Source organism: Streptomyces sp. NPDC050264 (assembly GCF_040655895.1).
Classification (GTDB): Bacteria; Actinomycetota; Actinomycetes; order Streptomycetales; family Streptomycetaceae; genus Streptomyces.
Window position 1 is genome coordinate 517,912 of sequence record NZ_JBFAKV010000002.1, and the last position, 25,279, is coordinate 543,190.

At 67.7% G+C, this 25,279-nt stretch carries 20 protein-coding genes and 1 pseudogene; 8 read left to right on the top strand and 13 right to left on the bottom strand.

Annotated elements, in window-relative coordinates; translation table 11 throughout:
* Positions 1–68 precede the first annotated feature (68 nt).
* From AB0J02_RS05030 to AB0J02_RS05040, 3 genes are read left to right on the top strand one after another with little or no spacing between them, the layout of a single operon-like run.
* A complete protein-coding gene (locus tag AB0J02_RS05030; RefSeq protein ID WP_363192168.1) occupies positions 69–1,361 on the top strand; it encodes a hypothetical protein in 1,293 nt (430 codons plus the stop codon).
* Between the two features lie 27 nt (positions 1,362–1,388).
* Complete coding sequence (locus tag AB0J02_RS05035) at positions 1,389–1,886, top strand: hypothetical protein (protein ID WP_363192169.1); 498 nt, start codon at positions 1,389–1,391, stop codon at positions 1,884–1,886.
* 2 nt (positions 1,887–1,888) lie between these two features.
* Positions 1,889–2,350 carry a hypothetical protein gene (locus AB0J02_RS05040; protein ID WP_363192170.1) on the top strand — a complete coding sequence of 154 codons (462 nt, stop codon included), beginning with the start codon at positions 1,889–1,891 and terminating at the stop codon, positions 2,348–2,350.
* A gap of 304 nt (positions 2,351–2,654) precedes the next feature.
* Here AB0J02_RS05040 and AB0J02_RS05045 read toward each other — a convergent pair.
* A pseudogene (locus AB0J02_RS05045) lies at positions 2,655–3,503 on the bottom strand (hypothetical protein); the annotation flags it as partial.
* On the opposite strand from AB0J02_RS05045, the gene AB0J02_RS05050 reads away from it, so the two are divergent.
* Positions 3,427–6,309, top strand: coding sequence for an RHS repeat-associated core domain-containing protein (locus tag AB0J02_RS05050; RefSeq protein WP_363192171.1), 2,883 nt, complete (start codon positions 3,427–3,429; stop codon positions 6,307–6,309). The pseudogene AB0J02_RS05045 and the gene AB0J02_RS05050 sit on opposite strands and share 77 nt — an antisense overlap.
* Positions 6,306–6,776: a hypothetical protein gene (locus tag AB0J02_RS05055; RefSeq protein WP_363192172.1), complete on the top strand. Its 471-nt coding sequence runs from the start codon at positions 6,306–6,308 to the stop codon at positions 6,774–6,776. The genes AB0J02_RS05050 and AB0J02_RS05055 overlap by 4 nt, the downstream gene beginning before the upstream one ends.
* A 277-nt stretch (positions 6,777–7,053) precedes the next feature.
* On the opposite strand, the gene AB0J02_RS05060 is transcribed toward AB0J02_RS05055, so the two are convergent.
* From AB0J02_RS05060 to AB0J02_RS05085, 6 genes are all read right to left on the bottom strand, one after another.
* Positions 7,054–8,121, bottom strand: coding sequence for an integrase core domain-containing protein (locus AB0J02_RS05060; RefSeq protein ID WP_363192173.1), 1,068 nt, complete (start codon positions 8,119–8,121; stop codon positions 7,054–7,056).
* A 239-nt stretch (positions 8,122–8,360) separates the two neighbouring features.
* Positions 8,361–9,785 carry a DUF6177 family protein gene (locus tag AB0J02_RS05065; RefSeq protein ID WP_363192174.1) on the bottom strand — a complete coding sequence of 475 codons (1,425 nt, stop codon included), beginning with the start codon at positions 9,783–9,785 and terminating at the stop codon, positions 8,361–8,363.
* Positions 9,782–13,795: a type VII secretion protein EccCa gene (eccCa, locus tag AB0J02_RS05070; RefSeq protein WP_363192175.1), complete on the bottom strand. Its 4,014-nt coding sequence runs from the start codon at positions 13,793–13,795 to the stop codon at positions 9,782–9,784. The genes AB0J02_RS05065 and eccCa overlap by 4 nt, the downstream gene beginning before the upstream one ends.
* Positions 13,792–14,964 (bottom strand): AAA family ATPase, encoded by a 1,173-nt coding sequence (locus AB0J02_RS05075; protein WP_363192176.1) that lies wholly within the window; start codon positions 14,962–14,964, stop codon positions 13,792–13,794. The genes eccCa and AB0J02_RS05075 overlap by 4 nt, the downstream gene beginning before the upstream one ends.
* Positions 14,965–14,974: 10 nt before the next feature.
* On the bottom strand, positions 14,975–16,303 hold the full coding sequence (eccD, locus tag AB0J02_RS05080) for a type VII secretion integral membrane protein EccD (protein WP_363192177.1): 1,329 nt from the start codon (positions 16,301–16,303) through the stop codon (positions 14,975–14,977).
* 46 nt (positions 16,304–16,349) lie between these two features.
* Complete coding sequence (locus AB0J02_RS05085; protein ID WP_363192178.1) at positions 16,350–16,643, bottom strand: hypothetical protein; 294 nt, start codon at positions 16,641–16,643, stop codon at positions 16,350–16,352.
* Positions 16,644–16,742: 99 nt separating this feature from the next.
* On the opposite strand from AB0J02_RS05085, the gene AB0J02_RS05090 reads away from it, so the two are divergent.
* Entirely contained in the window at positions 16,743–17,153 is a 411-nt protein-coding gene (locus tag AB0J02_RS05090; protein WP_363192179.1) for a hypothetical protein, read from the top strand.
* A 3-nt stretch (positions 17,154–17,156) separates the two neighbouring features.
* Here the strand turns inward: AB0J02_RS05090 and AB0J02_RS05095 are convergent, their stop codons facing one another.
* The 5 genes from AB0J02_RS05095 to AB0J02_RS05115 all read right to left on the bottom strand — a co-directional run bounded on the left by AB0J02_RS05095 (position 17,157) and on the right by AB0J02_RS05115 (position 21,008).
* Positions 17,157–17,621 carry a hypothetical protein gene (locus AB0J02_RS05095; RefSeq protein ID WP_363192180.1) on the bottom strand — a complete coding sequence of 155 codons (465 nt, stop codon included), beginning with the start codon at positions 17,619–17,621 and terminating at the stop codon, positions 17,157–17,159.
* 35 nt (positions 17,622–17,656) lie between these two features.
* Entirely contained in the window at positions 17,657–19,879 is a 2,223-nt protein-coding gene (locus tag AB0J02_RS05100; RefSeq protein WP_363192181.1) for a hypothetical protein, read from the bottom strand.
* 2 nt (positions 19,880–19,881) lie between these two features.
* Positions 19,882–20,280 (bottom strand): DUF6507 family protein, encoded by a 399-nt coding sequence (locus AB0J02_RS05105; RefSeq protein ID WP_363192182.1) that lies wholly within the window; start codon positions 20,278–20,280, stop codon positions 19,882–19,884.
* Between the two features lie 69 nt (positions 20,281–20,349).
* The gene (locus AB0J02_RS05110; protein ID WP_363192183.1) at positions 20,350–20,658 is read right to left on the bottom strand and encodes a pore-forming ESAT-6 family protein; all 309 of its coding nucleotides are present in this window, start codon (positions 20,656–20,658) and stop codon (positions 20,350–20,352) included.
* A gap of 20 nt (positions 20,659–20,678) precedes the next feature.
* Complete coding sequence (locus AB0J02_RS05115; RefSeq protein ID WP_363192184.1) at positions 20,679–21,008, bottom strand: hypothetical protein; 330 nt, start codon at positions 21,006–21,008, stop codon at positions 20,679–20,681.
* A gap of 1,066 nt (positions 21,009–22,074) precedes the next feature.
* Between AB0J02_RS05115 and AB0J02_RS05120 the strand changes: the two genes are divergently transcribed.
* Positions 22,075–22,716, top strand: a complete 642-nt coding sequence (locus tag AB0J02_RS05120; RefSeq protein ID WP_363192185.1) for a hypothetical protein — start codon at positions 22,075–22,077, stop codon at positions 22,714–22,716.
* A 1,011-nt stretch (positions 22,717–23,727) separates the two neighbouring features.
* Complete coding sequence (locus AB0J02_RS05125) at positions 23,728–24,621, top strand: hypothetical protein (RefSeq protein ID WP_363192186.1); 894 nt, start codon at positions 23,728–23,730, stop codon at positions 24,619–24,621.
* A gap of 179 nt (positions 24,622–24,800) precedes the next feature.
* On the opposite strand, the gene AB0J02_RS05130 is transcribed toward AB0J02_RS05125, so the two are convergent.
* The coding region (locus tag AB0J02_RS05130) for a transposase family protein (RefSeq protein ID WP_363192187.1) at positions 24,801–25,279 on the bottom strand (479 nt) is incomplete at its 5' end.

Genomic DNA, 25,279 nt, shown 5'->3' on the forward strand with positions numbered 1-25,279 from the left:
CAGCCGTTCCGGCGGACAACGCAGCTGCATCATCCAACGGGGAATCCATGCCGACGTACCACGAGATCATGACGACCGACCTGTCGTCGCTCACCACGGCCGCCGACCAGTGGGAGCGCATGGCGACCAAGAATTTCCATGACCTGGAGAGCGCGTACCGCCGTGACGTGCACGGCATATCCATGGGTAGCACGTGGACGGGGCTCAGCGCGCAGGCAGCCAGCGGGCGTTTCGACGTGACCCTCAGGGAATTCCAGAAAGCCCAGACCGAGGCGAAAGCCATCGCCTCTCTGCTCCGCGAAGCGCACACAGGGTTCACGAGCCTGCGGAAGCAACTCGAATCGGTCCGCAGCGATGCCATCAAGGCAGGGATGAAGGTCTCCGACCAAGGGGTGGCGTCCTTCGACACGACGGATCTGACCGACGCCGAGCGCCACGCAATGGTCCACGACCCTGACTACCGGAGCAGTATCAACAAAGCCGTCACCGCCTGGCAGTTGGTCATCGACCAGTGTGTGAAGGACACGGACGCGGCCGACAAGGATGTCCAGACCGCGCTGCAGTCGGTCGTGGTGGACAGCGACCTCCAGGACGGCACCGTCAACGGCTTCAACGGCCAGGCCGACGGCAACATCGACCAGTACCTGGGCAAGCAGAAGGCCCCCCACACCAGGACTGACGGATGGCCGCACATGGGTTTTACGGTCACCGGCCCCAAGTATGGCAAGGAAGGCTCGCTCAAGGCCTACATCGACGCCTTCCACGAGACCGCCAAGGGCACGCTGGCGCAGGGAGACCTGAGGCTCTCAGGGGTGGCCGACATCTACGGCGGTGGTCGGGCCACCGCGAACTACGGATTCAACGACAAGGGCGTCGTCGGCAAGGCCGAGATATCCGCAGGAGTCCGCGGATTGGCCGAAGGCCGGGTCGAGTACGGCCCCTGGGTCGGCGGGTACACGCGCGGCGAGGGCTTCGTGGGCGGTGAAGCGGGCGTCAACGCCAAGGCCACCAAGGAGGAGCTGACCGTGGGAGCGAAGGCGTTCGCAGGGGGCAAGGTCAGCGGAGCCGCCGGCTTCGAGGTTGCCGGGCTCGGCATCGGCGGGACGGCCGAGGGATGGGCCGGCCCCGGTGCCGAAGCGTGGTGGGGCCTCAAGAAGGACGACGACGGCACGTTCCGTCTCGGAGGGAAGGCCGGTGCCTCCCCCATACTCGGCGGGGCGGTCGGGGTTGAGGTCACGGTCGATCCACACAAGCTGAGTGAAACTGCCGGCGATGTTGCCGGTGCGGTGGGCGATGGAGTTGAGGCCATCGGCGACGGCGCCGGCTCCGTCAAGGACACCGTCACCGGCTGGTTCGATTGATCCATTTCTCGTGTAAGGAGGGCAGAGATGCCCACGCCATTGCCGATCCCCATTGACTTTCGATTGCCGGACGGCTGGGTCCCCGCCCGCCCAGAGACGGGCGAGACCGAGGAGGTGGCCTTCGCCGCGGTGCATCCGCAGCCGGATGTCGGCTTCGCCGCCAACATCACCATCGCCGGTGAGATGCTCCCCGAAGCGACGACGCTGGCGGATATTGCGGACGAGTCGGTCGAGCACCTGCGCGAGGTTGTCGAGCGGGTAACGGTGGGCCGCCGCCGCGAGGTGGGTGCTGCCGATGCGCCTGCTCTGACTCAGCGGCTGGCCTTCTCCGCTACCGTCAACGGCACGCATCGCGACCTCGTCCAGACACAGGCGTACATGTCGCTGCAGGACATCGAGAACCCGGCCAAGCGTGTGATGCTCCGGCTTGCGCTGACCGCCACCGCGGCTCAGCACGACGACGTCCTAGGGGAATTTCAGGACTTCATCCGCACAATTCACTCCGATACAAAGGCGCGACCATAGCAATGGGATTCTTGAGTAAATGGACCGGCACGAGAGTCCCTGATGACCGTGTCACCCCAGAGCCGGTGACGGCGGTGCGCGATGCGCTGCTCGCGCTGAACAGCCGGGACATGCCATTCAGTGTGCGTGAAGGGCAGCATGGAGAGAAGGCGGACTTGGTGGCGGAGTGTCACATCAAGCGGGTTGGTGTGAGGCTGAAGACCAGCATGCGCCTGGTCCCCGAGAAGCATGAGGTCCGCGTTATCCACGAGCGCTGGGAGAACCGTTCCGCAGGTAACGCCAACGGGCAGTATGGACGCGGCCACGCGCCTGCGACGTTCACGCAAAAAGAGACCGTGACGGGGCCCGATGGGGGTAAACAACGGGCAGAGGTGTTCCGTTTTGACACTCGGGAGATGACAAACCCTCTGGAGGTCACGGTGCTGCGCGCCGGGTGGACCTGGCGTGGGGTGTTCAGGCTTTGACTGTGGAGGAACGTGCGCGATCCTGGTGGCTAGGGTGAACTCTTATGTTGTCAAGCCCAGTTCGAGTCTGACGGCACCATTGAAATTAGCTGCCAAGATCGCGCACCGTCGCCGCACTGGGCGCCCTCGACTGTGACGGCGCTGCAGCCGCAGCCGGTGCAGCCCGGCCGCGCTGGCCAGCTGCGCGGACATGGCCGATGCCGGAAATCAGGGACTGGGCTCCCAGGCTGGCGGCGCGCGGTTACGCCGCCGCCATCCATACACGAGCTCGTTAGCACCATTCGCGGAGTGAGCCCGGACACGCCTACGCCGACGCGGGTAGCGCAGGGAACACGATCACTGAGCCGTCCTTGGCACGGGCAATCTCAATCGCCACGTCTGTCGTGCGGTTGTCTACCGTGACGCCGTCGGCCAGCTTGCGGATTCGGTATGCCGTGCGCATCAAGCGATCGACTTCACCGGTCGTGAAGACGGGGCGGAGACCCTGCGGGCGTGCCAGCTCCAGCGTCGACAGGTGTACTAGGACACTGGCCGTGTCCGACTCCAGTTTGTCGAGGCGCTGCTGGTCGGCCTTGAGCGCGCGGACGAAGTTCTCGAACAAGTTGCCAGGGTCACTCTGGGCATGCTCGACGGCCTGCAGGACGTTGACCCGCCGTTTCAGCGCTATGGCCAAGGCGGCGAGTTCGAGGTGGGCGCGGAAAGTACCGCCGTCGTCGTCGATGCCGGGGAACGACTTGGTCAGCGTGCTGATGTCGATGGCCTTACCGTCGGGCAGCTTGGCGAGTGCGATCTCCCACTGGGCAAGTCGACGGTCAGCGGCGCCCAGCGCTGTGTTGATGGCATGCACTGCGGAATCCAGCCCCAGCGAGACACCGAGCTTGCCCTGGTCGAGCAGAATGGCCGTGGCTTTGCCAATGGCGTCGCGGCAACCGTCGAGTTCGCTGTGCTCGTCTTCGAGCTTCTGTTCGTGCAGCTGCTCCAGTAGTTCTGTGATGTGCTCGATAGCCTGCTGGCGCTGGGAGTCGGCATGCGCGCTCACTCCCACGGCTATGGCCATGAGCACGAGAGGGGCGGCCATGGTGAGCGCCGCGCTGCCACCGACTGCGACGCCGGCTGTTGCCCCGGCCCCACCGGCTGCGCCTGCTGCCGCCGCGTGGCAGGACCGCAACGGAACGTGGTTCTCCTACGAGTACGACGCACTCGGCCGGGTCGTCCGCACCGCGGGCATCGACGGCATCCTCTCCGGCGCGCTGGCCTACGACGACGCGTCCCGCACCACTACCTACACCGATTCCCTCGGCCGCTCCTCCTATCACCGCCACAACACAGAGGGCCTGGTCGTCGAAGAGACCGACCCGCTCGGCAACATCACCCGTCGCCAATGGGACGAGCGTGGCGACAAGCCGCTCGCGGTCACCGACCCGCTCGGACACACCACCCGCTACACCTATGACGAGGCCGGAAACCTCACCCAGGTCACCCTGCCCGACGACGCGACAGCACGGGCGACGTACAACCATCTCGGCCTGCCCACGGAGTTCATCGAGCCCGGCGGCGCCTACTGGCGGCACACATACGACGAGCGCGGCAACCTCCTCACGACCACCGACCCGCTCGGTGCCGAAACCCACAACGACTACGACGAGTCCGGTCACCTGAACACGCTCACGGACGCGCTCGGACACACCCGCGCGTTCACCGTGAACGCGGCCGGTCTGCCGCTGACCCTCACTGACGAACTGGGTCACATCACGACGGTGCGCCGGGACGCCTTCGGACGGATCACCGAAACGGTGGACCCCCTCGGCAACATCACCCGCACATCCTGGACCGTCGAAGGCAAGCCGGAGCGCCGCGAACACGTAGACGGCACTGAGGAGTTGTGGACCTGGGACGGTGAGGGCAACCTCCTCACCCATACCGACCAGGCGGGTCACATCACCCAGCACACTGTCGCCCCGTTCGACGTCCCAGCCACCCGTACCGACCCCGATGGAGCCACCTACGCCTTCACCTACGACACCGAACTTCGCCTCACCGAAGTCACCAACCCCCACGGGTTGACCTGGTCGTACACCTATGACCCGGCTGGTTACCTCACGGCGGAGACAGACTTCAACGGTCGCACTCTCACCTACACACGCGACGCGACCGGCGCCCTGCGCTCACGCACCAACGGCGCCGACGAAACGCTGCGCTTCACCCGCGATGCCCTTGGGCGCGTGGTGGAGCAGCGCTCGGACACGGGCAACGTCACGACCTTCGCCTACGGTGCCGATGGCGGCCTGCATCGTGCGATCAACGGGGACGCGGATGTCATGCTGCAACGGGACGTACTCGGCCGAGTGTTGTCGGAGACCGTCAATGGCCGGACAATCCTGCATGCCTACGATGCCCTCGGCCGCCGTGTCCGCCGGGTCACGCCTTCCGGCCTGGCCTCCGAGTGGACGTACGACTCGGCGGGGCTCCCGCTCGCCCTGCGCTCACCAGCGTGCTCGCTGGACTTTGTCCATGACGCCACGGGCCGTGAGACCGAACGCCTCATGGGCTCAGACGTGGCGCTGACGCAGAGCTGGAGCGCGGGGGGACTCCTGACCGCGCAGTCGTTGACCGCTCCCTCCGCCATGTCCGGCACGGATCACCTTCTCCAGCACCGCACGTATTCACGTCGGGCCGACGGCTGTCTCACCGAGATCCGCGAACTGACCTCGGGCACCCGCCGTATCGAACTCGATGACATGGGGCGGGTCACCGGCATCGGCGCCCACGGCTGGGCGGAGACATACGCGTACAGCACTACGGGCAACGTGACCAGAGCTACCGCGCCCGCCCACAAAGCCCCCGGTGAACGTGAGTTCGACGGCGCGCTCCTCCTCTCAGCCGGCCGTACCTCGTACGAACACGACGCCCAGGGACGCCTGGTGCGCCGGACTCGCAGACTCCTCAACGGCCAGCGTCGTACGTGGACCTACGCGTGGGACACCGAAGACCGTCTCGTGGAAGTGGTTGCAGCGGACGGCAGCCGCTGGCGCTACGCGTATGACCCGCTCGGCCGCCGGATTTCAAAGCACCGCGTGGCCGACGACGGCGCGACAGCGGACCACACGGAGTTCACATGGGACGACCTGCACCTGGCCGAGGTAACGGGTCCGGACGGCCGGGCCACTACCTGGGACTATGCGCCGGACAGCGATCGCCCAGTGGCCCAAACACAGCACCAGCCGTCGGCTACCCCTCCCAACGCCTCCTATCTGGCTCAGTTGGCGGCAGAGTCGGACCTCGTGTATACCACCCGATTCCATGCCATAATCACGGACTCCGTCGGCACGCCCACAGAACTCGTCTCCGCAGCAGGGGAGCTGGAGTGGCAGCGCCGCACCAGTCTGTGGGGCACGAGCTTCCCGGCGCCGCAGGAGGACACGTCGGAGGTCGACTGCCGGCTCCGCTTTCCCGGCCAGTACGCCGACACCGAGACCGGCCTGCACTACAACCTTCACCGGTACTACGACCCCGAGACGGCACGGTACATCAGCCCGGATCCGCTGGGCCTCGTTCCGGCACCCGATCATTACGCGTACGTGCACAATCCTCTGAGCTGGAGCGATCCCTTCGGTCTCGCCGGGAAAGGGCCATCGGGACCGCGGAACCCGCTGGACTTCGGGCAGGGGTACACGGGCAGGCGCGACGTCTTTCCGGTGGGCAGCACGGGTACGGACGTGGAAATCCACGTATATGACAAGTCGATGCGCGAGGTTGGGCTGTTCAACAGCCAGGGATGGTTCAATAAGCATGGCATCAGTGCCTCGGAGGTCGAGGTTCCGCCCGCTGTAGAGAATGCCATCAAGGGGCGGATGGTTTATGAACTGCGGAAAGTCGGTCGCATCGCCCCCAAGGGGGCCGAGGACATCACCGGAGACAAATGGAGGCGGCCGCCTCTCGCCGCGGAAGGTTGCAAATGAAGTACGTCACGGCAGTCTGGGAGTCCGACGGGTTCTACCTGGACCCGAGGGACTATCTGGCCGAGCTCCCCAAAATCCGCGAAGAATTGCCCACAGGCGCTTGGGCTTTCGCTTCCGATCCTGCGCATTACGACATGGGGCGCGGAAACAGTCGCTGCGTCAAGGATCTCGAATTGTCTGGTATCCAGTTGGCTACCGACAAAAGCGGAGGGTTGGCCCTCGAATTTGCTCCTAATCAGTGGAAGCATGATTCTGGTCTGCGTATCACCTATTCGGGAGTGACTCACTTTTCCATCGACTATGACCACTCCATCGACTGGATGCCGGTCGACTCCGTGCTTCTCGACGAGATCCTTCCGGGCGAAGAGAGTGGCTGCGTGCACGAAATCGCGCTGACCGACGCGACTGTCACGGTCCGTTGTGCGGACCTTACGGCGGTCTGGGGATGGCCTGCCCTGATGGAGTGAAGCGCGGGTTCCCTATGACAGGACGTCGTTCCCGCGCGGCGCAAGGTGTCGACCCAAAGCTGTGGTGCGTCGTACTTTCCGTCAACCCTCGCCGCGGCGCGGCGAGCCCCACGGACGGCTGGCTTCCAGGAACAGCCGGTGTAGGTCGCTGAGGTGCCGATCCAGTGCGACGCGAAACGGACGGGGAGGTCATCAGCTGATCGGTCCGCCCTTGTGGGGTTCCAAAACCCACGCATGTGATCTGACCCGGCTCTTCTCGCCCGGTCTAGGTGGCGGGTCACGCTGTTGATTGGTACTCGTTGAGGAGTCCGCCGAGGATTTTTCGGCGGTGGATGTGGTGGGCGGGGAAGGGGAGGACGTTCGGGTCGTCCGCTGGGGCGCGCAGGTCCAGGGCCCGGTGGGCTCGACCGGAGTTGTAGTGCGCGGTGTAGCGGTCGAGGACGCGGCGCAGGTGCTGCTCGTTGTAGATGAGGATTCGGTCGGTGCCTTCCGTGCGGACGGTGCGTACGAATCTTTCCGCGTACGCGTTCATCCGCGGGGTCTGGGGTGCGGTCTTCACGATCCGGGTGTCGTTCGCGGTGAACACGGCGTCGAAGGCGGCGGTGAACTTCGCATCGCGATCGCGGATGAGGTATTTGAACCGGCCGGCGTCCTCGCCGAGGATCAGCGGGAGGTTGCGGGCCTGCTGGGTGACCCAGGGGCCGGTGGGGTGGGTGGTGACGCCGAGCATGTGCACGGTGCGGGTGTAGACCTCCATGACGAAGAAGACGTACACGCGTCGGAGCGTGATGGTGTCGACGTGGAAGACGTCACAGGCCAGCAGTCCTTCGGCCTGGTGGTGTAGGAACTGGCGCCAGGTCTGCTCGTCGGTACGTCGGGGTGCGGGCGGGAGTCCGGCGTTACGCAGGAGGCGGCGGATGGTGGAGGCGCCGACGCGGTGTCCGAGTCGGCGTAGCTCGCCCTGGATTCTGGTGTAGCCCCAGGAGGGATTGTCTCTGGCCAGGCGCAGGATCAGTGTCTGCAGTTCGGCGGGGATGGGTGGTCGACCGGGCTTCGCGGCCGGTTGGCGCCACTTACGTTTCACCAGACGACGGTGCCAGGTGAGGAGGGTGGAGGGGGTGACGAGACGATGGTGGCGCAGCCATGCCGGCAGGCGGCGGGTGAGCGCGGGCACCAGGGCCCGGTCGGCCCAGGTCAATCCGGGGCGAGGGGTGCGGCGGCGGAGCACGGCGACCTCGTGGCGCAGGGCCAGGATCTCAATCTCCTTGGCTCGACCGGAGCGGCCGAGCAGGACCAATCCGTCGAGCAGCCGGACGAAGATCAGGTAGAGCAGTCGCAGCGCCATGTGACGTGATCTTGCCCGGTGACTCGACCGACCGAAAGGTGCAGGTCATCGGTTGAGCCGAGTATTGGAACCCCACAGGGTAGGCGAGACGTAGCAGCGCGAGTGCTCATCCTGCCGCACCACCGAACAGGTTCTTGAACTGCATGGATGACATTGTCGGCAGGGGCATTGCCGGTACTCGTGGATTACGCCGCTGAGGCGGTCGATCGGGCACATCCCTCAGGGTCAGCAGCGGTAGCTCAACGTGCCGTACTCGACCGGGCCTTGAGATGTGTGCTGAGCGCTTGCAGTGTCGTCCAGGGCTGGGGCTCGGTGCCGTCGCCGAGTGGGTAGTGCAGGGCCGGTTGTGAGGGTGTGCCGAGTTCGACCGGTTTCAGGGCGAGCGGTGGCCTGCGGGCGTGGGCGAGGCCGATAGATCCTACGTCGGTGGCGCCGAGGGTGAACGCGACCGGGATCGAGGTTGCGGTGAGGTGTGGCGGCAAGGTCAGGTCGGCGTGGGCTGCGGTGAGTGTGGTCAGCATGGTGGTGAGCCCGTGGTGGTCGACGAGTTCGGCGGCCAGGGACTCGATTACGTCCAGGGGGACGGGCTCGTCGGTTCGGTAGCCGAGGGTGAGGTGCACGTCCTCGGCGACGCCGGTCGTGGTGCGGGTGGTGCGGTGGGTGGCGATGGCCGGTCGGTCGGGGGTGCCGACGGCGAGGGCGTGGGTGGGGTCGGGGGAGCGGTCGCGGGCCAGGTCGGTCAACTGGCGTGCCGACCAGGGGAGGTTGACCGGTTCGGCCGTGCCCCATGCGGTAGGCGGCGCACCCGTCAGGTGGCGCCAGGCTGCCTCCAGCGCACCGCCGAGGAGTAGATCGGCGTCGGGCGCGTGGAGCGTCCGGAACGCCACCGCGAGCTGCCGCTCCTCGGTGGGGGCAGCCCCGTTCGTGAACGCTTGCGCGACCTTGCCATTGCCGAGGGTGCTGAACGTGCCGCCTTGCCAGGTGAGTTCGGCGCCGGACAGGCCGTCGTAGTAGCCGCAGTCGGGGTCCTGGATGACCCAGCGGTTGGGGGCGCCGCTCAGCGCTGTGCGCAGAGGGATGGTGAGGCGGACGTGGGGTGGGGTGACGATGTGCAGGGCCCGGTCGGCTGCCGTGGTGATGCGCAGTACGTCGGAGAGCCAGGTGGTGAGGCCGAGGGCCGGACGGTCGGCGAGGACCACTGCTGTGGAGTCGGTGAGGACGTCGACGATCGGTAGTGCGCTGGGGGAGGCGGGTGTCGCGGTCACGTCCTCCGGTGTCCCGGCCGATGTGTCGACCACCGCGGTGCTGGTGGCCTGGCGGGGCCAGGCCGTGCCGCCGAGCAGCATCGTCAGGCGGCCGCAGACCGATGCAGCGAGGTCTTCGGCTTCTGGTACGGCCGTGGAGGCGCGGAGTTCGGTCCACCAGAACGGCGGCTCGGGGGCTGTGAGTTGGTGGCCGAGGAGGCGTTCGGCCTCGCCCGGGGTGTGGACGAGGAGCGGGGCCTCGACGGAGACCAGGGGGCGGCCGGCCGCGGTGCACAGGTGCACGACCGCGTCGTCGTCGGTGGTGGTCAGGGTCAGGTCCGGGCCGCCCGCGTGCAGGGCTGCGAGGAGCGCGGCGGGGTCGGGCATCTTCGGGGTGAGGGCGATGATGTCCTTGGTCACGCGGGCGCCTCCTGGGCTGCGGGATCGGCCGCGAGGGCGGTCTGGATTAGCTGGTGGCGGCGGCCGCGGCGGGCCAGGGTGCCGCGGCCGGGAGGCTGCGCGGAGGCATACAAGCCGGGCAGGAGTTGCCCCTCACTGCGGTCGCCGTTCATCACCAGGGCGCTGGCGCCGGTTTCCCGTAGCGCGGTGAGGAACTGCTCGTACAGCGCCCTTGAGGAGCCGGCGACGCGGCGGGTGACGACGAAGTGCAGGCCGATGTCCTGGGCCGAGGAGATGTAGGGCAGGAACGGGGCCAGGGGCTGCTGGCCGGCGGTGGTGAGGATGTCGTAGTCGTCGACGAGGATGACGATCCGCGGGCCGGTGAAGGACGGTTCCGCCTCCACATCGTCCGGGTCGGCGACCTCGGGGAGGCGCTTTTCCAGCTCGGCGGCAATGCCGGTGGCGAGCGCGCTCGCGAGTTTGGCGTTGTGGGCGTAGCCGCCACGGTACGGCTCGGGGATGACGCCGCGCAGTCCGCGACGCGGGTCGAAGATGCCGAAGACCAGTTCGTCCTTGGTGTAGCGCTCGGCGAGGGAGCGGGAGATCAGCTTGAGGAGGTTGGTCTTCCCGCACTCGTTGTCGCCGAGGATGAGCAGGTGTTGGTCGTTGCCGAACAGGTCGAGGAGGGTGGGGGAGAGGGTGTCCTGGTCGACGCCGATCGGTACGGTGTACGGCTCGGCGGCGGTGGACGGCAGGCGTTGGGCGGGCAGCCTTGCGGGCAGTACCCGTACGGGGGCGGCGAGTTCGCCGTGCCAGGTGGCGCGGATGGTGCGGGCGGCCTCTTGCAGGGCCGGGCCGAGGCCGTCGGCGGTGGGCCGGGCGTCGATGCGGGGCAGGGCGGTGTGCGCGAAGAGCCTGTCCTGGGTGAGCACGCGCCCAGGCGTGTCGGGCGACAGTGTCTCGGAGAGTTTGCGGTCGACGGAGGAGTCGCTTGGGTCGTTCAGGCGCAGTTCGATGCGGCTGCCGAACAGTGACTGGGTGGCGATGCGGACGTCGTTCCAGCGGAGCATTCCGGCCACGACGTGGATGCCGTAACTGCTGCCGCGCTTGAGGAGGTCGGCGACCGGGTCGTCGAGGTGGGAGAACTCGTCGCGCAGCGCACCGTAGCCGTCGATGAGCAACACGATGTCGGTGGAGCCGAGTTCGGGCAGGCGGCCCTGACCGCGTAGCGCGCGCAGCTGGTCGATGGAGTCGATGTTGTGCTCGCGGAAGACCGTCTCGCGAGCGTCGAGCATAGCGCGGACCTCAGCGACGGTACGGGCGGCGCGTTCGTGGTCGGCACGGCCCGCGATGCCGCCGACGTGCGGCAGGTCGGCGAGGGAACTCAGGCCGCCACCGGCCAGGTCGAGGCCGTAAAGGGCGACGTCGTGCGGGGTGTGAGTGAGTGCGAGGGACAGCGCGAGGGTGCGCAGCAGGGTCGTCTTGCCGGACTGCGGGCCGCCGATGACGGCGGTGTGCCCGCCCGCGGTGTTCAGGTCGTGCACCCAGGGGCCCTGCCACTGCTTGGCCGGGTCGTCGAGGACACCGAGCGGCACGCGCAATGGGCCCTGGGAGCGGGCGATCCGTAGACCGTCGCCGGTGGCTTGGAGGGGGCCGGCGGCCGTGTCGAGCGAGACGGCCGCCGGCAGGGGCGGCAGCCAGATGCGGCGTACCGGCTCGGCTGCGTCGGCGAGTTGGGCGGCTGCGGTGGACAGCACCGTCGGTCCCGTCTCGCGCTCCCGCATCGCCGGTGCGGCTGCTTGCGGTGCACTGGTTGCTGTCTGAGGTGTGTTGTAGGCCGGGTAGGGCCAGGCGAGCGGCTCGGCGTCGGCGGTGGTCTCGCGCAGGGCGGGCCCGCGGTAGGCGCCGGAGACGAAGCCCGCCTTGAACCGGGTGTAGGTGGAGGTGTCGACCTTGAGGTAGCCGAAGCCCGGGAGCGGCGGCAGATGGAAGGCGTCCGTGGTCTCCAGGACCGTACGCGACTCATCCGCCGAGAAGGTGCGCAGTCCGAGGCGGTAGGAAAGGTAGGTCTCCAGGCCCTTGAGCTTGCCGCCCTCGATGCGCTGGCTCGACAGCAGCAGGTGTACGCCGATCGAGCGGCCGATCCGGCCGATCGACAGGAACAGGTCGATGAAGTCGGGCTTGGCGGTGATCAGTTCGCCGAACTCGTCGATGACGACGAACAGGTGGGGCAGCGGTTCGAGGTCGGGGCGCTCGCCGGCGCGCAGCGCGCGGTAGTGGCCGATGTCGGCGATGTTGCCCGCGTCCTTCAACACCTGCTGGCGGCGTTTGATCTCCCCGGCCAGTGAGGTGTGGACGCGTTCGACGAGTCCGGCCTGGTTCTCCAGGTTGGTGATGACGCCGGCGACGTGCGGCAGGCCGGTGAAGGGGGCGAACGTGGCGCCGCCCTTGTAGTCGACCAGGACCATCGCGAGGTCGTCGGGCGCGTGTGTGGTGACCAGGGCGAGGACGAGGCTGCGCAGCAGTTCGCTCTTGCCGGAGCCGGTGGCGCCGACGCACAACCCGTGCGGGCCCATGCCGAGTTCGGCCGACTCTTTGAGGTCGAGGAGGACCGGCTGGTGGTGGTCGTCGAGGCCGATCGGCACGCGCAGGAAGTCGCGGTCGCCGCGCGGTGCCCACTGGCGGGGCAGGTCGAGGGCGGCCATGTCGTCGATGCCGAGGAGGTGGGGGAAGTCGACGGGGCCGGACACGGGGGCGCCCTCGGCGGCCGATTCCGCGGACAAGCGCAGCGGGGCCAGCGTCCTGGCGAGTCCTTCGCCGGCGGCGGGGCCCGTTTCGTCGACGAGCCCGTGGGTGCGCAGGGTCTGCTGATGGCGCAGGTCGTCCACGATGACGTTCTCGCCGTCGACGATGATGCGCAGCGAGACGTGGTCGGGCTCGTGGCGCTGCTCGGCCAGCAGGTGGACGACGGTGACGCCCATGGCGTCGAGCGGGACCGCCGTATCCGGGCGGGGCAGGTCGGCGGCGTTCTCACCGTAGGCGTCGTGGATGATGACGAGCCGGTCGGTCAGGTCGAGGGCTTTCTTGTCGGCCAGGCCGCGCCGCACCTCGGCTGCGTAGGAGGCACGCCGCTTCAGATCTCCGCCGATCACTTGGGCGAGCTGGTTCAGGTCCGGTGCGATACGGCGGGCGGCACTGGGGCCGTCCGCGCGGTCGGGGGCCTGCGGGTCGAGGACGTGCGGGAGCCACTTGGCCCACTCCCATTCGCCGATGTGCTCCCCGGGCACGGCGAGTGCGAGCGCCGCGTCGTCCGGGGCATGGGCGGCCGCCGTCTGCATCAGCAGGGCCCGGGTAATGCGCAGCACGCCGTCGCGGTCCCCGACGATGCTGACGTTGCCTGCCCGGTCCAGCGGCACCGTCAGCGGATGATCCGGGGTGATCGCGTAGCGGGCCTGCAGGGCGCGGGCCTCGTTCAGCATGAACGGGTCGGGCGGGGTCATGGCCCCACCGGCCGCGTTCTGCGCGATGGCCAGCTCTTGGACGGGGATGTCGCCGATCCCGATGCGTGCTTGCAGGAAGTCGGCGTCGGAGCGTCGTCGTTCCCACAGCCGGGCCGGGTCGCGCACCAGGTCGTACAGGGCTGCCGGGGTCGGGTGCAGGAAGTGGGCGGCCCGGCGGCGGCCGTCCTCGGCCTCGGCCAACTCGGTGCGCAGTTCCTCGAGATACTCCAGGTACCGCTCGCGCTGGGTGCGCCGCTGCCGCTGCGCTTTGCCGCGCTGGGACAGGAACAGCGCGACCGCGCCGAGCAGCGCGATGACCAGGACGACGGCGCCGAGTCCCGCGAACTGGCTGGAGCGGATCACGGTCATCATCACGACCGAGCCCATGACGCCCGCCATGGGCAGCAGGGCGGTGGCCGCGCTGCCTGTCTTGCCCTCGGGCAGGTTCGGCGGCGGTTCGATGGTGCGGGCCTCGACCGGCGGCAGCGGGCGGTGTGAGCGGGCGGGGCGGTGGATGAGGTGTTGGGTCATCGGACGCGCACCGCCCGCTGCATCGCCTCGGCGGCCAGCTCGGCCGCGGCCCGCCGGGTGGCCTCGCCGAGCCGGTCGGTGCGGATCGGGCCGCCGCCCGACAGGTGCCGGTCGTAGGGCACGTGGACGACGGTGACGCCGGTCTCGCGCAGGTGGGCCATGGCCGTCTTCAGCTCCAGGCTCGGATCGTTGCTGTTCGTGGTGAGCGCCACGACGGTGGAGGCCAGCGCGGCATGCGGCAGCTGGGCCAGCCAGTCGAGGACGGTTCGGGTGCCGTTGATGCCTTCGGCGGTCTGCGGGGCGACGACGACGCGGGCGTGCGCGGTGTCCATCGCGGTACGCGCCACCTCGCCCGGCAGACTCTCGCAGTCCACCACCGTCACCGCGAAGTAGCGGCGCAGGGCGAGCGTGACGGTGCGGTAGGTGGGCATGTCCAGCGGCGCGGTCAGCCGGCCCTGGCTCGCGGGCAACAGCCAGCCGCCATCCGTGACGGGCACCAAGTAGCCGGTCACGTCGGTGAGTTGCATGGACGGCGTGAGGATCTGGGCCAGGTCGGCGCACGCCCAGCGCACCGACTCCGCCCCGAGTCGCACCGGCAGTGTGCCCAGCGCGGAGTCCGCGTCCAGGGCCAGGACCGGGTCGTGCCGGTAATGATTGAGGGTGCGGGCCAGCAATGCCGCCGTGGTGGTCTTGCCCACTCCGCCGCGGATCGAGGTCACCGCGATCACGCGGCCAGTGGTCACCGGCTGCTGCAGCAGTCCGGCGAGCCGGGTCTCCTCGGACACCTCACGCGCCGCGGACGAGGCCAGCTTGCGCAGACTCCGCCCGGTACGCCGCACCACCGAATCCCCGTGCTGCGGCGCCCCGAGCGCCAGCGCGAGCCGAGGATCCAGCGTCGGTACGGAGTCCGGAGTCGTGACCGGGCCCTGGGGCCGACGGGCAGGGCGCCTTGCCGGAACCGAGCCGGTCGCGGGCGGCCCAGCCGGCTCTTCTTGCGATGCCGTGGGCGGAGGCGGCGGGGACAGAGGATTCGGCTGCCCCGGGTGGGGGCGCTGCTCCTCCGTGCGGCGCACAGGCAGCGGGGAGCGGCCGGCGTCCACCTCGCTCTGCTGGGCGGGCGCACTGAGTTCCCGCAGTACGTCGTTCTGCCACCGGCCGGAAGTCGTCATCACCGTCACCTCACGCGAAGGTGCCGAGCAGCCGCCCGTACACCCCGAAAACCCCGAGCAACAGCGGGAACAGCGCGATGACACCGACCGTCTCCAGGACGTCCCCCAGCTTGCGCAGCCGTACCCGCACATGCTCGGCGGGCTGAACGGCGAGTACGCCGAGTGGCACCAGCGCGAGCACCACCAGCAGGGTGAGCGGCCCCGCGGCGCCCTTCTGCCCCAGCCACAGCCAGGCGAGGCAGACCACGACGGCACCCGATGCCACCAGCAGCGCGACGACCTCGGCCACCAGCGGATATGCCCGCGCGCGCAGCGCGAGCACCAGCGCGACCGCCACCGAGAGCAGCACCGTCCACACCGTCACCGTACGCACCGCGAACACCCCGGCCAACGCACCGGACAACGCCAGCACCACCGACGCGAGGGCCAGAGCCCGGTGTGTAGCGGCCATTGCGGTCGCCACCTCCAGGCGACTCACCGACGAACCCGCCGCACGCCGGTCGTCCAGAGCGGACAGGCCCGACGCCATCAACGCGAGCCGCGGAAGCACACCCAGAGCCACCACGGATACCACAGCCATCAGCGCCGCGGTCTGGGCCGCACCAGTGTCCCCGTCGGCCGACTGCACGACGAGCGCGCCCTGCCAGCACACCCCGGACCCGGTCAACGTCGCCGCGCCCACCAAAGCGCCACGCCCCAAGGGCGAGAACCATCCCAGCAGCAACAGCGCCACGACCGCCACCGCGGCCACCGCGGCCCAGCGCACCGGCCCGGACCAGCCCTCGGCATCCGCGAACGACCAGATGCCCAGCACCCCGACGGCCGTAGCTGCGGCGATCAGTGCTGTGCCAAGGCCCTTGCGGCCGACCCGGCTAAGCAGCGCGCCCGTAGCGGCAGTCACGACAGCGGCGGCAACGAGGACGCCAGCGACGCTCTTCGTTGCGTATCCCTCGCGGGCCATGAGCGACGCGGCCACGGCCCAGGCGACACACGCGGCTGCGGCGACGATCTGCCGTGCCCGCGCATCCCACCGCCAGGCCCGCACATCCACATCACGGGCCACCTCGTCGCTCACGTCATGAACGACCGGAGCGGACGGCGCATCTTCGACCCGTACCAGCCGCAGTACGCAGCCGTCCGCCACCCCGGCGGACTCCAACGTCGCGTCCGGCTCCAGCGCACTGCCGTCCGGCCGCACCAGGTGGCGCGCCTGCGGACGCTGACCCACCTGATCATCCAACAGCCGCAGAACCTCGGGAAGCAGCAGCCCGACAGGCTCCTGTGAGGGCAGCACCAGATCGATACGGCGCCGCTCACCGATCAAGGTGATACGGCTCAACGCCGTGCGGTCGACGGTCTCCTGGGATATCACGCGATCGAACCTATCATCGGGCCGAATTGGTACTTTGCGGCGATGGTGCGGGCGGAGTGGTCGTTGTCGGAACAGATACGGACGTTCCGATACCGTTCTTGCCGATCACCCGGTGCGAAATGAACGACCAACCTACGCACCCGGCACACAACACCGCCGCGATCACCACCCCCGCGAACGCCTTGCCCAGCCGCTCATCGACGGTACGTCGCCTGCGCTGCGCCCCGAACAACATCGCATCCCGAAGCCGCCGACGTCGTACGGCCACCGACTCGAGAAGCTGACTGTCGTAATCCTGGGCTGACATGGCAAAAATTCCTGTTTGATGCGGTTAGGGGCCGAACTAGCGCACCTGGTAAAGGTAGTCCGGGGCTGTCACGACGTGGCGCGACTATAGGCTCGGAACATGAGTGACATGTACGCCCTTGATCTGGCCTTGGAGTTGTCGGGAGCGACGCCTGCTCCGTTCGTCGATGATCTGCGCTGGCACCTAGGCGTCGCCGACGAACGAGAGGCCGACGAAGATGAGTGGCCGCTACTTGCCGGTCGCGGCCCCGCCCTCCATGCCGGCGGCGCACTGGTTGCTGAGCTCGTCCATGCCAGCGACACCTGGTACCTCACCGTTCATCAGGAGGTGCACGAAGAGAACCTCGATGACGTGGACGCACTCCTCAATCGCCTGGTGAAGCACACCGTGAGGGAGGGTGTCATCGGGCAACTCCGTTTCTATGAGGACGCAGTTCCTGACCTCTTGATCAACAGGGCCGGGACGCTGGCCAAGGTTGCCTTGCTGCGTGAAGCAGCCGCCGAGGAATAAGAGTTAGGCCCCCTCGGGGTCGGGGCTCAAACACAAGACAGCCTCCGCGTTCGCGAGCATTCGCGTGACTTCGATGGGCAAGTGATGAAATTCCTCCATAACCACGTCGTATGGCTCCACGCGGTGGGTGAGGCCATCCAGTCCCTCGGCTTCGACGAGATAGCGGAACCCGGCGGGAGCGTCCGAATCCGGAGCCTTGATCCACCTGGCGTTGTAGTGCCGTACAAGGACGTCACCGAGAAAGGACGTCAGGTCGCTGTGGAGCGTGATCCAGTCAGACTGCTCGAACTCGTCCAAGGGTAGCCGTGTGACGTAGTTCTCGAGCCGGGGGATCAGCGCGAGTGGATCCGCATCGAACTGTTCTGGGGCGACCCCCACCATCGCCGCCAGATCGCGAGCATTGCGGTGCGCGCCCTCTGCCCATTCCAGGGCAGCAACTGCCCCCGGCTCCGGGGTCTCGCTGTGCATGGAGAATTGCCTTTCGACTCAGCCGGGTACCGACGCTACTTCTTGGGCGTCGGGCCGTATTCGACAAAGATGATCTTGGCCTCCGTTAGATAGTCCCGAAGTTCCTTGGAGGGTCCCGCATGGGTGAACGACCATCGTGGATCGTAACTCGGGTTCATGCGGCGTAGCGCGAGGTCCTTATGGATCTGTTCCTTGATGTGCTTGCTCAGCGGAACCTCGCCCTTGACGGTCTGCTTGGTTCCGTCGTGCAACGTGATCGTTCGGTACTGCCGATACGTCTTGACCTCGACGGCAAGTACTCGCCCGTCCGGCATGTCCACAGGCACATCGACCTTGCGGCCGCCCGTCGCCGTGACCGGGTACTTGGGGTGCGTGTTGGTCGGTACCGGATAGTGCCGTTCTGGGCCGCCGCCGTACACCTGCCGGTGATAGTCCTCGCCCATCTCCCAGCGGACGCGGTTGTCGTGGGCCCTGCGTACATCGTCCAGCGTGAGCGGACCGTCCCCCGGTGGCAGGGCCGGTCGAGAGAAGACCGGCTCGTGGCCGTGATACGGGTCGTGGGCGGATGCTCCACCGTCCGCCCCTGCTGCCGCGGCGTCGTGACCGAGGTCATCGGCGGACGAAGCGGCAGACGAGTCGCCGTGCCCTTCGGTTCCGCCGCTGTGGCCGCCCGGAAGTCGACCCGACTCAGCTGCGCCGTGCCCCGCCGCACTTGTGCCTGTCGAATCTGTCGTGCCGCGCGAATGGGAAAAGGTCGTGTCAGTACCCGAGCCGCTGCCCCGTCCAGCACCTTGACCGACCTCGCGGACTGCCCCACTCGACGTGTGCCCTGCGGCGTGACCTGCGGTGCCGACGGAGTTAGATCCTGCATGCGCGCCGGCCAGTTCGGGACTGAGGACATTGCTGCCGGCAGCGTCCATCCGCGCCCGGTCCGCGGCCGACACCTCGCCGGGTGCCTGATCGACGTGCTGGTGCAAGCTGCCGTCGGAGTTGAGAAGATGGCCTTCGTCGGTGAGGTAGACGACCTTGCCGGTGGCGTTGTCAAGGTACGGGATCGCCGTCTCAGGGATCGTCGGGGACTTGAAGGCGTCTGCCCGCTTGAGCAGGTCGAGTGAGGCGCCAGAGTGGAGGTTCTTCAGCGCGGTGAAGGTGTCGCCGACCTTGATGAAGGCGAACTTGCCGGCCTTGCCGACATACGTCATGGGGTCGACGACGCGGGCGACCTTGCCTGTGACGGACAGCGTGCGGGCGACCGCTCCGGCCTTGCCCGCACCGGAGGCGGCGCTGCCGGAGCCGCCGGTGAAGACGGCGGTGAGTCCGTTGAAGACGACCTGGCCGGCCGCGCGCGAGGGGTTGGTCTTCCAGGTGTCCCAGGCGACCAGAGCCTTGCCGGTCTCCTTCATGGTGGTGCGTGAGTCGCGCAGCCAGGAGGGGAGTTTGTCGTCGGGGGCCAGCCAATAGGCGGTGCCGACGATCGGCACACCGGAGATGACGATGCCGGTGGCCAGCTGGCCGAGATGCTTCCAGGCCTCTCCGGCCGCGTCTCCGCCGTCGGTGCCCACCAAAGTGCCCAGGCCCTTGATGGTGCCCCACACACCGTCGACGATGAAGCCGTCCCACACGAAGCTCTTGATCTGGTGGCCCAGCCAGGCCAGCCCCTCGTACTCGCGCTCGGCGGCCGAGCCCCACGGTGTCTGCTCGGCGTGGTCGAGATCGCCGGCCTTGTAGCCGTACATGTTCTCGCCGTGCGAGCCGTCGTCCGTGGTCAGCGGTGTGCCGTTGATCAGCGACATGATCTTGTTGTAGGCGGTGCGCTCGGCGGCCTGGAACGCGGTGACGGTGTGGTTCACGTCGTGCCACAGGTCGTTGTTGTGGTCGACCTTGTCCTGGTCCTTGCGCCAGTCGTCGTCACCGGACACCGAGTTCACGAACGCGGTCGCGTCCGCCTTGAGCGCCTCCAGCTTCTTGACCAGAGGCTGCACCTCGGTGCTGTAGGCGGACAGCGCGGTGGAGACCTGCTCCAGGTCGTCGGCGAACGCGTCCGTCTTCGTCTTCACCGGCAGCGTGGTGGCGAACAACTGGTCCGCCTCCGGGGCCTTGTAAAACGCGGACAGACCCTGGAATTCGGTGTGCACGTCCGAGCCCGCCGAACGGAACTCGCCCGCGTGCGTGGTCAGGTTGGTGACATCGGTGTCCAGGGTGGCCAGGTCCCCGATGAAGTGCGGGATACCGGACGGGTCGATCAGCTTCTCGCTCACCGCTACCGCCCCTCCGTGCGACGTCCGGTCTGGCCCGCGCCCGGCATGTCGATCTTCGGCTCCTTGGACGCCTCTTCCTGGGCGTTCGCCGCCTGCTCGACCGAACCGTGCATGTACGCGGTGGTGGCACCGGCCGCCCCGTTGAGCGACTTCTCAGTGCGCTTGGCGATGTAGAGCAGGTCCCGGTTCCAGTGCTGCGCGAACTGTGCCAGCGCCGCCCCGACCACCCCCGCGGTGCTGGTGTAGGGGCCGAACTGGCTGGTGAGCGTGCCCGCCGCGGACGGCGCAGACTCCAGGTCACTTTGCATCGCACCGCCGGCCTTCGACATGTTCTTCGCCGCAGTGCCCGACTTGGACAACACGCCGGACACCCCGGCCGGGTCGATGTCCCACCCCGTCACGACAAACCCCTCATCCCCGTACCCCCGTGTATGCGGGGGTCCTGGCCCCGCCCGTCGCCTGGCGCCCGATCAGCCGATGTTGTCGACGGCTGCCTTCGCCTTGGCCAACGTCGCCTGCGCGGTGACGTCGTTCTTCTCCAGCGTGGTGCGCACGAGCCGGATGATGTCGCGGACCTCGCCTGCCGCCTTGTTCCAGCGGACTTCCTTGCCGTGGTACTCCTCCGAGACGCCGTCGGCCTGGTAGTCGGCCATCGCGGCCTTCACCGCGCTGTCCCGATCGCCGAGCACGGTCTCCAGACGGCCGATGATGCCCTGCAGGCCGCCCTGCACCTCGGCGGAGGCGCCGGTGTCGTAGGAGCGCCGGTCCTGAGTCCCCATGATCTGTCTCCCCGTTCGGTTCAGCCGTGGAAGCGGGCCGCGTCGAAGTTCGCGGCACTCATGTTCTGCTGCGCGTTGTCGGACTGCTCCGTGTCACCGGTGCCGAACGCGGTGTCCATGCCTCCCTGGCCGCCCAGGATCGAGGACAGCGAGCCGTTCAGCGCGGCGGTGATCTCGTCCGCATTCAGCTTGAACGAATCGAACATCGCCTTGCCCTCGCCGTTGAACTTCCCCTCCAACGGCTGAGCGGCGGCGATCAACTGCTGGATCAACGTGCCCAGATCGTTGCTGGACCCGTCCGTGCTCCTAGTCAGCGTCGACAGAGTCGTCGACCCCATGTCGAACTTCATCGCTCCCCCTTGGTCAACTTGGGCCCGGCGCACTGCTGCGCACCGCGCGGCACGTGAGCACCGTACGTCCCATAGTTCCTCGAACATCCTCTCCCATGTCCGGTTGCAGCGGCAATGTGATTGAGCAGCAGTGGCGCGAATCATGCACCGCATCCCGGGATAGGGGCGTGGGGGAGTGCCAGGTTCCGACTGCGCCACGCGGCACACGACGTTGGGATAACTCTTTGAACATGCAACAGGCCATGCCGGGGGCCTGCACGCTCACGGTGATGTCCTGCGCGGCAGTACCCGAGCTCGCCGCCGCGCCGTGGGAAGTCGTTGCGCGTGACCGATCCCCGGTGACCTCCCACACCGAGCCGATGCGATCCCGCTGAGGAGGGCGACAGAATTCCTGAGCCACACCCCTGTGTCCCGGGGCGATTTCGGCCAAGTGCGGTCGGGGCAGAAGGCGAAGCGGGAAGTGCTGCCGGTCCTGTGGGCGCGAGCAGGTCTGTGTAGCGGTCGGTGTCCGGGGATGCGGCCGGACCCGAGCGGCTACACCCCCGGTTATCGTGATCTGCATGTCGCCCACACACCTGCTGCTTATCGGGGACCATGCGGCCTTGAGCCGGGTCGCGACCGAGCACGGGATCGTGCTACCAGCCGGGCGGTTCTGGGCGGCGCGGTTGTTGGAGGACGGCCTGTCGTCGTCGGCGAGCGGAGCTTCACCGATGGTTGCCGTTTGAAGGTGTCCGGCCTGGCGTCGGCCTGCGCGATCTGGTGCCGAACTGGCCTCGCTCCTGCGCCCGTATAGCGAGGACTTCGGCGCTTACCGTTTCAAGTCGGCGTGGGCCAGAGCCGGAACGGCTTCCCGGCGATGGTGTGGGACCGGGCCCGACCGATTCCTCGCGGGCGGGCCCTGCCCGGCGCCGCCGAACCTCGACACTTAATCTGTCGGTTTCACTGCGAACATCACCATCGTCGGCGAGGTGCCCTCACAGGCGGCGACACTGGCGGACATCGAAGACGAGTCGGTCGAGCCCCTTCGCGAGGTTGTCGAGCCGGTGACCGTGGATCACGCCGTGAGGTGGGATCTGACGACGCACCTGCTCTCGCCCAGAGGCTGGCCTTCTCCGCCACCGTCAATGGCACGCGTCACGACCTCGTTCAGACGCAGGCGTATCTGTCTCTGCCGGACATCGATAATCCAGCCCATCGCGCGGTGATTCGGCTGGCGCTGACCGCCACCGAGGCTCAGCACCATGATGTTCTGGGGGAGTTCCAGGACCTCATCCGCACAGTTCACTCCGAAACGGGGGGCGCGAAAATAGCAATGGGCTTCTTGAGTAAGTGGACCGGTACGAAGGTCCCTGACGGCCGTGTCACCCCGAAAGCGGCGGCAGAGGTCCGCGGCGCGCTGCTCGCGCTGAACAACGCGGACGTGCCGTACAGCGTGCGTGAAGGGGAGCAGGGAGAGAAGGCGGACTTGGTGGCGGAGTGCCACATCAAGCAGGTGGGGGTGAGACTGAAGACCAGCATGCGTCTGGTCCCGGAGAAGCACGAGGTGCGTGTCCTCCACGAGCGGTGGGAGAACCGTTCCGCCGACTACGCCAATGAGCAGTACGGACGTGGCCACGCGCCGGCGGTGTTCACGCAGCGAGAGACCGTGACGGGCCCGACGGCCGTAAACAACGGGTCGAGCCGTTCCGTTTTGACACCAGGGAGATGACGACCCCCCCTGGAGGTCACGGTGCTGCGCGCCGGGTGGACCGGGCGGGGGGCGTTCAGGCTCTGACGATGGGAGGTGCTTCCCAGCGCAGCGCGGAATGAAGCAATGGCCTCATACACCTGACGGTCGACGGCGAGATCTACCCGACGACGTATCACTGATAGTGCCCCGCCGAGTTCAGGCGGCATGTTGGTATTCGTGGAGCGCTCCGCCGAGGCGGTCTCTTCGGCGTACGGCGAGGCGGGCGACCTGCGCGGGGGTGAGCGGTTCCGGGACGGCACATAGGGGTGTTGCCTGATGCAGCGCTTGGCGGGAGTTGACGGGCCCAGCCGGATGCGTGAGGCAATTCTCCCGGGCGTTGTGACCGTCCTGTTGATAGGCGACAACGTCGGCAGTATCAACCTCGTCGCCGTCTGCCTCGCCACACGCCCGGATTCGCGGCAATGCCGGTCAGGAGGGAAACGCCAGCCCCCGTCACATCGATCCCACGCTGATTAACATATGCCGTCCTGGACCCACTCCTGCAGCCGGGCGAACGGCACTCACGCCGTCGCCACTACCTTCCGTGGCGACGCCGCCCGACGACCAGAGGTAGGCAACGTACACCACTGGCCGGCTTGTCACCGGATGCACCCGCTCACCGCTCACCGCTCACCGTCTACGGATCGATGGCGACGCCCGTTTCCCGGAAGTGCCGCCGCAGGGCGCCTCCGGAAACCGGCGGCGGATCAGAAGAGCCTTGCCCTCGCGGGCAACCACCGCACCCGCGATCACCATGTCCTAGCTCGCGCCGGCCCCCAACTCTCCGTCTGTGTAATGCCATACACCGCATGGTGCGCACTGTCGGCGGCCCTCTGTCGTGGGCTGCCTTCTTCGGGGCGCGTGTTGTTGAGCGCGCCTTCTGGCAAATGCGCCGGGTATTTGCCCCTCGATGGCTGGTTCCTGCACTTGTCGATATTTCAACCGAGCTCCACTCTGACCAGGTCAGCTGACGACCACAGGGGGGGGCTCATGGCGTTCTTCGGCAACGGCAACGCGGACCTGTTACGGCAGATCATCTGCCAGCTCGGCAAAGTCGGCGAAGACCTCGCCGCGCTCAAGCAGCAAGTCTCTGACCAGCAACTCGCCATCGACCAGACCCGGCACGAAGCCAATGCCGAGATCGCCAGAGGTCTTACCGAGAACCGAGCCGCAGTCAACACCGGACTCATCGAGGACCGGGCCGTGATCCGCGAGGGTCTCGCCAGCATCAATGACAGATTCAGCGACCCGCTCATCCACATTGGCTCCGAACTCGGTGTGATACGTGCCGGTGTTGCTCAACTCGACGACCAGCTCAAAGCGTGCCCCGACAACGTGACCTCCACCGGCGCCGTCGGCCCCGAGGGCGAATCAGTGCCGCCGGAGGCCGAACCGCGGGCGGGATCAGTCGAGCAGGGAGACGCGCACGCACCCGAGCCAGACCCGAAGCCCGAACAGCCTTGGGCCGTCGAGCCTGACCCGGGCATTCTTCGGGCCGCCGCCGGCATCGCCCATGCCACCGTCGAAGCGCACCGCGACACCTGGGCATTCCTCATCCAAGTCGCCGCAAACGCCCAGCACTTCCATATCCCCGGCAAAGTCAAAGACGATGACGGCTTCGTCAGCGTCCGTCTCTCCGGACCCAGCCTCGTAGCCGCTCTCACCAGCCTCGCCCACGTCACCCACGCCACTGACAACACCGTGACGCGCGCCATCGCCAGCCATATTCAAGGCAAGATCACCGCCGCGGTGCAGGCCATCATCGACCGGCCCAGCAGCGACGGCAGCGGAAGTCCGAACCGCATCGTCATCGACGACCAAGCTGAAGACGACGATGCCGACAGGGGAGGCAGCGAAGGAAACGATCAGCCCGACAACGAGTGAACGGTGCAGCGCCCCCCGCGGCCGGATGCCTGCGGGGGCGCTGCAACAAGCGATCCCCGGCACACGGGACCAGGGTCTGCTTGCACGATCGGGTGACATCTTGACCTGGCTTGCCCTGTAAAGCGTGTTGCACAAGGCCGTGTTCGGGCAGGTCAGGGCCCGTGAACGCGGTTCTCTGGTCATGATGCGAGGGCGAGGTTGTGCATCTGGGCGACGGCCTGGACGGCGTGGTGGAGGCCGTCGCCGTGTTGCCGGCAGTCGCGGAGGATCTTGTAGTTCTTCATCCGGCCGATCACGTGCTCGACCCGGGCGCGGACCGTGCGGTGGGCGGCGTTGTCGGCCTCTTCGCCCGGCAGCAGGGCCCGTCGGGGGCGTTTGCGGTGCGGGGTGACCATGCCGCAGTTGAGGTAGGCGCCGTCGCCGAGCACGGTTACGCCCTGGCAGTGCTCGGCCAGGCCGGAGGCCCGCCAGGCGTGGGCGTCCGCGGTGGTGCCCGGCACCGGCCGGGCGGCGGCGATCACGAGGCGGGTGTCGGCATCAACGATGACCTGCACATTCGCCGAGAACCGGTAGTTGCGTGATGACGTGCCGAGGTGCCTGTCCCGGACCGGGATCAGGGTGCCGTCCACGATCCACAGTCGGTCCGCGCCGCCGGTGG